This window comes from Sphaerochaeta sp. UBA5836, assembly GCF_002432845.1.
Classification (GTDB): Bacteria; Spirochaetota; Spirochaetia; order Sphaerochaetales; family Sphaerochaetaceae; genus Sphaerochaeta.
On record NZ_DJGW01000054.1, the window covers coordinates 10,362 to 20,394 of the forward strand.

Annotated in this window: 9 protein-coding genes; 6 read left to right on the forward strand and 3 right to left on the reverse strand. The window is 52.0% G+C overall.

The annotated features are described in order from the left end of the window. Positions 1–96 precede the first annotated feature (96 nt). Positions 97–1,029 (reverse strand): D-alanine--D-alanine ligase family protein, encoded by a 933-nt coding sequence (locus tag B3F49_RS04085; RefSeq protein WP_293909158.1) that lies wholly within the window; start codon positions 1,027–1,029, stop codon positions 97–99. Positions 1,030–1,273: 244 nt separating this feature from the next. Here B3F49_RS04085 and B3F49_RS04090 point away from each other — a divergent pair, with 244 nt between their 5' ends. The 6 genes from B3F49_RS04090 to B3F49_RS04115 all read left to right on the forward strand — a co-directional run bounded on the left by B3F49_RS04090 (position 1,274) and on the right by B3F49_RS04115 (position 8,503). Then, the gene (locus B3F49_RS04090) at positions 1,274–2,251 is read left to right on the forward strand and encodes a tripartite tricarboxylate transporter substrate binding protein (RefSeq protein WP_293909160.1); all 978 of its coding nucleotides are present in this window, start codon (positions 1,274–1,276) and stop codon (positions 2,249–2,251) included. Between the two features lie 97 nt (positions 2,252–2,348). After that, positions 2,349–2,825 (forward strand): tripartite tricarboxylate transporter TctB family protein, encoded by a 477-nt coding sequence (locus tag B3F49_RS04095; protein ID WP_293909162.1) that lies wholly within the window; start codon positions 2,349–2,351, stop codon positions 2,823–2,825. Between the two features lie 18 nt (positions 2,826–2,843). Next, entirely contained in the window at positions 2,844–4,346 is a 1,503-nt protein-coding gene (locus B3F49_RS04100) for a tripartite tricarboxylate transporter permease (RefSeq protein WP_293893798.1), read from the forward strand. Further along, complete coding sequence (locus B3F49_RS04105) at positions 4,346–5,485, forward strand: hypothetical protein (protein WP_293893801.1); 1,140 nt, start codon at positions 4,346–4,348, stop codon at positions 5,483–5,485. Before B3F49_RS04100 ends, B3F49_RS04105 begins: the two co-directional genes overlap by 1 nt. Before the next feature lie 12 nt (positions 5,486–5,497). After that, positions 5,498–6,496: a LacI family DNA-binding transcriptional regulator gene (locus B3F49_RS04110; RefSeq protein ID WP_293909165.1), complete on the forward strand. Its 999-nt coding sequence runs from the start codon at positions 5,498–5,500 to the stop codon at positions 6,494–6,496. Then, a complete protein-coding gene (locus B3F49_RS04115) occupies positions 6,497–8,503 on the forward strand; it encodes an FAD-dependent oxidoreductase (protein WP_293909167.1) in 2,007 nt (668 codons plus the stop codon). Here the strand turns inward: B3F49_RS04115 and B3F49_RS04120 are convergent. Next, positions 8,498–9,271 carry a 3-ketoacyl-ACP reductase gene (locus B3F49_RS04120; protein WP_293893808.1) on the reverse strand — a complete coding sequence of 258 codons (774 nt, stop codon included), beginning with the start codon at positions 9,269–9,271 and terminating at the stop codon, positions 8,498–8,500. The genes B3F49_RS04115 and B3F49_RS04120 overlap by 6 nt on opposite strands. Positions 9,272–9,538: 267 nt before the next feature. After that, positions 9,539–9,823 carry an RNA recognition motif domain-containing protein gene (locus tag B3F49_RS04125; protein ID WP_293893811.1) on the reverse strand — a complete coding sequence of 95 codons (285 nt, stop codon included), beginning with the start codon at positions 9,821–9,823 and terminating at the stop codon, positions 9,539–9,541. Positions 9,824–10,033 lie beyond the last annotated feature (210 nt).

Consider the following 10,033-nt stretch of genomic DNA (forward strand, 5'->3'; position numbering starts at 1 on the left):
CTTGCGATGGTGACCCATCCGCGAAATGAGCGGGCACAACACCTCTATGCCGGTGAAGGATTCGAGCTTGAGAGCTTGGTTTGGGTGGATAAGTACCTATGATGTGAGCGCTTGCTCCACCAACGATACGATGATTTGCTCGAAGCTGAACCCCCACTCCTTGGACAGATGGTAGAATCCGTAGAAGCTCGGGTTTGCATTCAGTTCCAGAATGTACGGCCTCTTGTTTGTATCGACGCGATAATCCACTCGAGCATATCCGTACAGGTCGAATACTTTCCAGCATGATCGAGCAAGCTGTTCCAACTGCCTGAGAAGGGGTTTGTCAGCCTCATCGTGTGTGTACTTTGCGCTGATGTGTTCATAGCCGAAGGTTTGTTCGGTCCATTTGGCATCATAGGTGATGATTTTCGCTTTCTGTCCATAGTCATTGAAGACCCATTCATACGGGGGGAGGATGTGTACTTCCTTCTTTGTGCCGTACATGCAGACGGTGAACTCCCTGCCGTCGATGTACTGCTCGGCAAAGCAGGGGCAGTCTAGCTGCGATTCTTTCTCTCTCAGCATCGCCTCCACTGCTTCGTGCTCGACGAGGCACTGTTCATCAAGGCCTACCGATGCGTCCCCTTCGATGGGCTTTATCAGGTAGAGCCCCTTTTCACTCTCCTTGCTGTACAGGGCGGGAGTCGGCAGATGATGGTCGGCCATCAGCCTCTTGGCAAGCACCTTGTTGGTGGTTACAAAGAGATTTGCCAGCGAGCAGCCGGTATACTTCAGGTGCAGGCTTTCAAGAATTCCCGGTACCAAATAGGAGAGCGTCTCCTCCTTTGGTGCCGAATCGACGAGATTGAAAACAACTATGTTCTTGTCCAGCTGCTCGAGTTCCGTAAGCGAGTAGGGAAGCAGTGTTGCTGAAAACCCTTGCTTGGTGAGTATTTCCTCGATCCATCGGGCTTGGCGAAGAATATCCAATACGTCCTCTGGGGCGTCTGAAGGAATCTGGTTGTGGAGGATGATGACCTGTTGCATGATGATGGTTCATCATTTCCCTGCGACCGATGTTTGTCAAGGATGGCGGGGTGGTGATGCAGTGTTTTCGGTGTGAGAGAAACGCCAAGAGCAATGTGTCGATGACTATTCGGAAGAATGAAGACGCTGAAAAAAATGCTTGACAGATTCTCTGGATAGGGTAAGATTGTTGCATGCAATAAAAAAGTTGCATGCAACAATGCTCTTGTACCAAGCATATTGGTACTCTCCTAAGGAGGAGATCATGAAGAAACTTTTGGTTTTGGCAATCGTTCTCGCACTTGTATTGCCACTCTTTGCCGCAGGGGCAAAAGAGGAGACAATCGAGAAGTATCCATCCAGGACCGTCAGGGTAATCATTCCCTGGTCCGTAGGTGGTATGACCGACGTGTTGACCCGACCGGTCGCCAGTCATCTGGAGAAGCAGTTTGGTGTCCCGTTCGTAGTTGAGAACAAGCCCGGTGGGGGTGGCGTCGTCGGTTCGTTGGAAATTGAGAAGGCTGCCAATGACGGCTACGTCATCGGAACCACTTCCATGTCCACCGTCTCTGCAAAATATGTCTCCCCGATCTATCCAGACATCTACAACGTAGAACTCATCAGCCAGGTCATTACGATCCCTGCAACGGTCACCGTCAATGCAAACAGTCCCTTCAAGACCCTTCAGGACTTGATCGACTATGCAAAGGCAAACCCCGGCAAGTTGACCAACTCCAACTCCGGTACCGGTGCAAGTGCTCATATCTATGCTGCATACTTTGAAGCCATGGCCGGCATCAAGGTCAACCATATCCCGTATCCTGCGTATGCAGAGGCGGTCACCGCCCTTCTTGGTGGACACGTCGATATGACCAACATTCCGCTTCCCGATCTTTCTGCACACGTTGACAGCGGTTCTTTACGCCTCTTGGCCATCGCATCTGCAGAACGCCATCCATCCTATCCCGATGTACCTACCCTCAAGGAACTGGGCATCGATGCAGTGATGGGCAACTACAGCGGCTTTGTGGCTCCGAAGGGAACCGATCCTGAGAAGGTCCGCATCATCGACGAGGCAATCGGTCGAGCAATGCAGGACGAGACCCTCAGAAAGTTCCTCATCGATGCAGGATATCAGCCTGTCTACCTGAACAGGACCCAGTTCGCCGACGTAATCAAGGATGCTGAGAAGCAGCTTGACTTCCTGGTGAACGAGCTGGGCATCAAGTTCATCGACGACTGATTGCACAGGCGAGTATCCGAAGTATACTGGAGTATCGTCCCCAATCAACATTGGGGGCGATATTCCCTGCCTCCCAACCGTGTTTTTGGAGAAACGAATGACAAAGAAAAACTCTGATATCATTGCAGGAATAGTGTTCTTCGCTTTTGCAGGCCTGCTCTATATCGCTTCCGGCTTCATGCCGACGAGAACCGGAGGCATTGCAGCCCTCAATACCGGTTTCTATCCACGAATTCTTGCCATCCTGCTGGCGGTTCTATCGGTTTTGATGGTTATTGAGGCTCTTCGAACCCAAAATACAACCAAAGTGGAATCGTGGTGGAACAGCAAAACAGCTTTCTTGATGTTCCTGATCACGCTGGTCATGCTGATTCTCTATGTATTCATAATGAAGATTTTAGGCTTTGCAACCGCAAGCTTTGTTTTCATCACTTCCTTGATGTGGATGCTCACCGACAAACAAGGACGCAAACCTGTATTGATACTGGGTGTCTCAATGGGAATTACCGCTATTATTTACATTATTTTTAAGATGATTCTCTCCATTCCCTTCCCCCAAGGGCTCTTGATTTAACCAGATAAGGAAACCACCATGGAACTTTTTTCAATGGATCTTTACCTCTCCGGATTGCACTTCTTCACCAATCCAGTCATATACCTGTCATCCTTTTTGGGAGTACTGATCGGTATCGTATTTGGTGCACTCCCGGGCCTGACTGCAACTATGACCATTGCAGTCTTCATCCCCTTTACGTTCGGGCTTTCCCCAGTCATTGCCTTTGCCTTTTTGCTCGGTCTTTATTCGGGCTCGGTATATGGAGGCTCCATTTCTGCGATTCTCATAAATATTCCCGGTACTCCATCAGCCATCGCCACCAGCCTTGATGGCTATCCGCTCAGCCAGATGGGAAGAGCAGGGGAGGCTATCGGAATCTCAACGATCAGCTCCACCCTCGGAGGCTTCTTCAGCGTCATCGTACTGATGTTCGCCGCTCCGGCCATTGCAAGCGTCGCCCTTAAATTCAGTGCCGAAGAGTATGTCGGTATCACCCTCATCGGCTTGAGCATCATCGCCATCATCAGTCCTGGCTCCACCGTCAAAGGATTGATGAGCGGCGTTATCGGTCTGATCATCGGCATTGTCGGCATGGACCCCATCACCGGCTATCCCCGTTTCATCATGGGCCGGGCCGAGCTTTTGGAAGGCATCGACTCCATCCCGGTAATGATCGGAATGTACGGGCTCTCGGAGATGTTGGTGCAGATTTCCAGCTCTGAATACAAGGTTACGGTAAAGCAAAAGCTTTCCAGGCTTCTTCCTCCCATCAAGCACATCAAGCAGATTTTTGGTACCGTTGTCCGCTCTTCTTTCATTGGTGTCCTGATCGGAGCACTTCCCGCCGCCGGCGGCTCTATTGCAGCCTTGGTTGCCTATGGACAGGAAAAGCGCTTCGGCAAGCGCAAGGAACTCTTGGGAACCGGTATCATTGAAGGGGTGGCAGCCCCTGAGGCGGCTAATAATGCCAGTACCGGCGGTGCCTTGATTCCCATGCTCACCCTTGGTATTCCCGGAGATGCAATGACGGCAGTTCTGATGGGCGGCCTGATCATCCAAGGCCTCAGACCGGGTCCGCTGTTGTTCCAGCAGCAGATGCCCTTCGTCTCCTCAATTTTCATCAGCCTGCTGCTCTCGGTTGTGTTCATGTGTATCCTGGGCCTGTTGGGAGCTCCTGTTTTCGCCAAGCTGATCAGCTTTCCCAAGAAGTATCTGATTCCCGCCATTCTGGTCTTTGGTTTGGTAGGTTCCTATGCCATCAGCAACTCCATCTTCGATATCTGGGTGTTGATCATCAGCGGTATCGTCGGATTTGTGTTTCGAAAGATCGGCCTTCCGATTGCACCAATTATTTTGGGTATGATTCTCGGCCCGCTTTTCGAAAGCAATTTCCGTCGTGCTCTCATGCTCTCTGGCGGCAACTGGGCGACATTCGTACAGAGACCGATCAGTCTTGCGTTTCTCATCGTCGTGGTGGTGGTCCTGACCGGCCCGGCGATTATGAAGAAATTCAATAAAACACTTATCAGGGGTAATTAATGAAGCTTGAATCCGATAGCATCCTGCTCTCGTCACAGAAAATTGGCAATCGTATCGCCCAAAACCGCTTTGTAGCCCAACCGATGGAAGGCAATGACGCCGTCGGGGGCAAAGTCTCCGATCGGGCCATCAAACGGTATGCAAAGCTTGCCGAGGGCAAGTGGGGTGTAATCGTCATTGAAGCCTTGGCGGTTGCAGATGATGCGCTTGCACGCAAGAACCAGATGGTGATCAACTCTGAAAATCTTCCCGGCCTCAAGGCGTTGGTGGAAGCGATGAAAGCAGCCGATCCCAATGTCTTGGTTCTGTTTCAGGTGACCCACTCCGGACGCAAGAGTGGACGTGACTTTTCTCGTCCCACCGCCTTGTACAAGGCCGAGAGTTGGGAGCACCTGCTGACCACCGAAGAGATCGATGAGATTCAGCGCCTGTTCATAGAAGCAGCCTTGCTAAGCGAGGCTGCCGGTGCCGATGGTGTCGACTTTAAGATGTGCCATGGGTATCTGGGTTGTGAAATGCTCAGGCCGGGCAACCAGCGTTCCGACAAGTGGGGAGGATCTTTTGAGAACCGCACCCGCTTCCTTGCCGAGTCGATTCCCCAAATCAAGACACGCCTTACCAACAAGGATTTCATTATCGGCAGCCGAATCTCCTACTGGGAAGGCATAAAAGGCGGTTGTGGTACGGCCTCGGCCAGCGACGCCGTGGAAGACCTATGTGAGATGGACCTCGTCATCTCTCTGATGGCCGACCTTGGCATGGACTATGTCAATGTTTCGGCAGGAATTCCAGGAGTGACCAGCGAGATCACCCGGCCGACAGCAACATCGAAGTGGTTCTACCTGCATCAGTTCCGTTACGCCCGCCGTGCAAAGGCTTTGGTGGGGGACCGGATGATGGTGTTCGGCTCAGCTTACTCGGTGTTGCAGGAGGAAGGGGTACGCGAGGCAGAGAGCAATATCAGGCTCGGATATGCCGATTTTGCAGGGTGGGGACGGCAGACACTTTCCGATCCCTTGTTCCCGAAGCGACTTGCCCTCGGCGATGAGGTGGATTATTGTAAGTTATGTTCGGGTTGTTCCAAATTGATGATCAAGCAAGAGGAGGTAGGTTGCATAATCTACCCCTCCCTTAACTGATGCAGGGTGATGATGGCAAAGAAAGTGACGGTCTACGACATTGCAAAGGCACTGGATATTTCACCCAGTACCGTTTCACGGGTTCTCAACAACTCCTCTCTGATCAGTGAGGAGAAGCGGGAGCTGATCCTTCGTACAGCCGAAGAGATGCACTACGAAAAGCGTTCCATCAAGAAGCAAAAGGGTAGGGCCATCATCACCATCCGTCTTTTCCTTCCGATGGCAAAGTTCAGCTACATCCACCTGTTTTATGATGTTGCAGAACTTTTGGAAGGAGTTCAACAGGGTTTCGGAGAGACTCGGATCAATATTATAACCAGTCTGAACGATGGCGATGCATCTCTTTTTGACTCCAAAAAGCTCGGAGACATCGATGGATGTATCTTTGCTTTCACCAAACCTTCCGTGCAGATAGAAGAACTATTGGAAGATCGTAGTGTTCCTTTTTTGATGCTCAACCGTTCAAATCCGGAACACAACTATGTCCTGGTGGACAACCTGAGTGGAATGGACAAGCTGGTGGGTGCTATGTATGAGAAGCGAAAGGACAGTCTCAAGCCCTGCTTCATCGGCTTTTCCCAGCTACCATCAGTCAGCGCCCTGCGTGAGCAGGGTGTGATCGAAGCCTGCCAAAGACGTCACATTAGCTTCGACCCGGATCTGGATGTGATCATGGTCGATTCCCTGACAGAGCTGAATTCCAAAGTGATTCCCGCTCTCAAGGAGCGCTCATACAATGCAGTGCTCTGCTTCAATGACCTGATGGCAGTTTCCTTGTATCAAGCAGCCCTACACCAAAACTGGCAGGTTCCCGATCGCTTTTCCCTTTCCGGCTTCGACAACTCTCCGATGCTCCAGCTGATGGACCAACGCATCGATACCATAGAGTTCTCGCTCCGTACCTTGGGGATGGAGGCGGGCCTCTGGTTGAGTTCACGCATCATCGATCGCTCGCAGGCTCCCATTCAGAAAGCTTTGGAAGGACCGTACATTGTAGGAGAAACCATCTGAATGATGCACTTACATGCAACGTGGTCTGTATTGGGGCATATGATCCCGGTGTATCGCACCAAAGCCTTGATAGTTGGATCGGGGGCAGCATCCCTGTCGTGCGCCGTTCACCTCAAGCGAATGGGCGTACACGACATGGTTATTGTCACCGACAACAGCAAGGGTGGCACCAGCCGCAATACCGGCAGCGACAAGCAAACCTATTACCGCCTCAGTGATGCAAGCCCCATTCCCGACTCGCCATATTCCATGGTTGAGTCGTACACAAGAGGCGGATCTGTGCATGGTGATATGGCTTTCGTTGAAGCCCAAAACTCATTGAGGGCTTTCTACAACCTGGTCAGCCTGGGCGTCAACTTTCCAAGCAACCGCTATGGCGGGTACACCGGTTACAAGACCGACCACGACCCGAGCAACCGGGGCATCAGCCTCGGGCCGTATACCTCCAAGGAGATGGTGCGTGTATTGCATGCCGAAGTTGAGAAATGCAACATCCCCCTGTGGGACCGCTGTGATGTTGTTCGGCTGCTTACCGATGAGAATCACGCCATGGTCGGGGCTGTAGTGCTGAACAAGCAAGAAGTGCACAATGAAAACCACGGACTCTGTGTCATTCTTTCCGAGTACGTGGTGCTGGGTACCGGCGGCCCTGCCGGTTTCTATGCCGCCTCTGTCTATCCCCGTGTGCATGTGGGCAGTATAGGCCTGGCGATGGAAATCGGGGCGGAGGCTGTCAACCTGACGGAATCTCAGTTCGGGATTGCAAGTACGAAGTTCCGATGGAATCTTTCAGGCAGCTACCAGCAGGTGCTTCCTCGTTACATCAGTACAGACCGAAGAGGCAACAATCCAGTTGATTTTTTACTTCCCTATTTCAACAATTGGGAAGAGTTGACCAACGCTGTGTTCCTCAAGGGGTATCAGTGGCCCTTCGATGCGGCGAAGGTCTTCGACCAGGGTTCTTCCTTGATCGATTTGTTGGTCTACCATGAGACACAGGTAAAAGGTCGGAGGGTGTTTCTGGATTACTCCAGCAATATCGTGGGTAATCCTGCATGGTCTCCGTTCAGCCGACATTGTGTTCATCCCACCGCGCTTGGATACCTTGACGCCTCGAAGGCTTGGGCTGAAACCCCCTTTGAACGGCTGAAGTTGCTCAATACGGCTGCTGTCGACCTGTATGCAAAGCACGGCATCGACCTTCAGCATGAACTGCTGGAAATCGATGTCTGCGCCCAGCACAACAACGGCGGACTATACAGCGATATCTGGTGGGAATCCACCAACATCAAGGGTTTGTATCCCATCGGTGAGGTGAATGGCAGCCATGGGGTGAGCCGTCCCGGCGGGAGTGCCTTGAATGCCGGCCAGGTCGGAGCACTCCGTGCAGCCCAGCGCATCGCAGCAAGCAGGGATTCTCTGCATGACGTTTCACTCTCAGAGCCAATACAAAGCCAGCTTAAGGAGCTGGTTGGTACGGTTTCTTCGTGGGTGGCTTCTCCAAAGCACAATAGTTTGCAGTCAGCAAAGTATCTGTTGGATGAGCAACTTTCCACCTTGCAAAGGCGGATGTCCAACTTTGCCGGTCCAATCCGCAGGAAAGAGTTGGTGCAGAAGGCCCTGTTGGAGGCGAAAGCCCAGCAACTGGCTTTTGGCAAAGACCTGTCGGTTCCTGTCGAACTTCTGGCCAAGGCTCTCAGGTTGCGGCATATGCTGATAGCCCAGGTTTGGTACCTCTCTGCAATCGACCACTATATCCAACAGGAAGGAGGCAGCAGAGGTTCTTATCTTGTGGTTGACTCGGCAGGCAGGGAAGCCCATCCGCTTGCCGGCCAGTACAGGATCAAGGAAGAGAAAGTACAGCTTCGGTCGGTGATGCAGGTCCTCTACCTTGATGCACAAAAAAAGCTCTGTCATCGGTTTGACCAATGCAGAGCCGTTCCATCTGAGTCATTTTGGTTTGAACAGGTGTGGAAGGAGTATCAGAGCGGTCTTCATCTCCTATAGTCTGGGGATGGCCAACCCGCCATCGACGGTGATGACCGTACCGGTGGAGAAGGGCAGCCCCCCCTGCAGCAGTGAATTCACCGTTCTGCCGATGTCCTCGGGCAGGCCCCAGCGCATTTGCGGGACGATTCCCTGCTCCAGGAGGGTATCATATTTCTGCTGTACCGTAGAGGTCATGTCGGTCTTGATAATACCCGGCCTGATCTCGTATACAAGGGTTCCATCACCGGCGAGCCTTGCAGCAAACAGCGAGGCTGCCATGCCGAGGCCTGCTTTGCTGATACAGTATTCAGAGCGGTTTACCGAGACCATGGCAGCGGAGACCGATGTGATGAAAATGATGGTTTTGCCCTGCAGTGCATCGGCTTGTTTCCAGTGGTTGGCGATTTGCTGGGTAAGCAGAACCGGACCACGGAGATTGATATGCATCAGGCGGTCGAAAGACTCTTCGCTCATATCCAGAAGGTCCGCCCGCTGCGAGGGAGCAACGCCGGCGTTGTTTACCAAGCCGTCGAGGGAACCGGTTGCTGCGAATGCCTGCTCGATGAGCTGGTTTCGCTCTTGGGTGTCGGAGATGTCGGCTTTGAGGATAGGGAAGGACTGGTCGGAATCGATGGCAGCCTGGTTGCAGAGCCGCTGTGTCTCTCGGGCAGCTACCTCGTTTCCAGCATAGTTGATGAGTACGGAAAAGCCGCTGGATGCAAGAGTGAGACAAATGCCTCGTCCAATGCCTCTGCCGCCGCCGGTGACAAGAATGGTTTTTGCCATAGAAATCCTCCATATTGTTGCATGCAACAATATGAATTGTGTAGTCTTTATCCGTATCTGTCAAGAGCATTCAGCAGAAGCTGATACGAACAGGAGATGTACATGGGTCGAGCCAACCTACGTACTTGGCTCTCCCATTGGAAGGTAGGAAGGCTTTCTCCTACACAATCATGACTGTCGTGGTGCAGACTCTCCGGTGGAGTATGATTGGGCTCATTGCATGAAAAAGGAGCCCTTCCGGGCTCCCTCTGCTGCTTGATGTAAAGTCTAGTACCTGTTGTAAGAAGGTCTGCGTTCGGTTCTTTCTTTTGCGATGGCTTCGTTGACCCTGAGGTTTCTTCCATCGAGCTCACGGCCGTCAAGCTGGCTGATTGCTGCAACTGCTGCGCTATCGTCGTCCATCTCAACAAAGGCGAAGCCCTTGGGACGGTTGGTGTCGCGATCCATGATGATGCGGGCGCTCATTACGTCGCCGTACTGTGCGAACAAAGAGTACAAAGCCTCTTCAGAAGTCTGGTAGCTCATGTTTCCTACATAAATTTTTTTTGCCATGATAATTTCCTTGCGCAGGTCGTTGCCTGCTTTCTGTGGGTGTCTTAGGAGTTTGGTACAGTTTCGATCGATTACCCGTCAGAAGTGCATGGAAGTCAAGCAGCATGGCTACAAAGATAGGATCGTCAGCAAAAAGGAACACAAAGTCTAAGCTCCTTCAGCCTACGGGGTATCGGACAAAGAGTCAATACCATTGAGAAAAATAAGTGT

Coding starts and splice junctions, on each gene's coding strand:
- B3F49_RS04120 (WP_293893808.1), bottom strand. CDS start 9,271: ATGGCAAAAACCATTCTTGTCACCGGCGGCGGCAGAGGCATTGGACGA.
- B3F49_RS04095 (WP_293909162.1), top strand. CDS start 2,349: ATGACAAAGAAAAACTCTGATATCATTGCAGGAATAGTGTTCTTCGCT.
- B3F49_RS04110 (WP_293909165.1), top strand. CDS start 5,498: ATGGCAAAGAAAGTGACGGTCTACGACATTGCAAAGGCACTGGATATT.
- B3F49_RS04125 (WP_293893811.1), bottom strand. CDS start 9,823: ATGGCAAAAAAAATTTATGTAGGAAACATGAGCTACCAGACTTCTGAA.
- B3F49_RS04090 (WP_293909160.1), top strand. CDS start 1,274: ATGAAGAAACTTTTGGTTTTGGCAATCGTTCTCGCACTTGTATTGCCA.
- B3F49_RS04115 (WP_293909167.1), top strand. CDS start 6,497: ATGATGCACTTACATGCAACGTGGTCTGTATTGGGGCATATGATCCCG.
- B3F49_RS04085 (WP_293909158.1), bottom strand. CDS start 1,029: ATGCAACAGGTCATCATCCTCCACAACCAGATTCCTTCAGACGCCCCA.
- B3F49_RS04105 (WP_293893801.1), top strand. CDS start 4,346: ATGAAGCTTGAATCCGATAGCATCCTGCTCTCGTCACAGAAAATTGGC.
- B3F49_RS04100 (WP_293893798.1), top strand. CDS start 2,844: ATGGAACTTTTTTCAATGGATCTTTACCTCTCCGGATTGCACTTCTTC.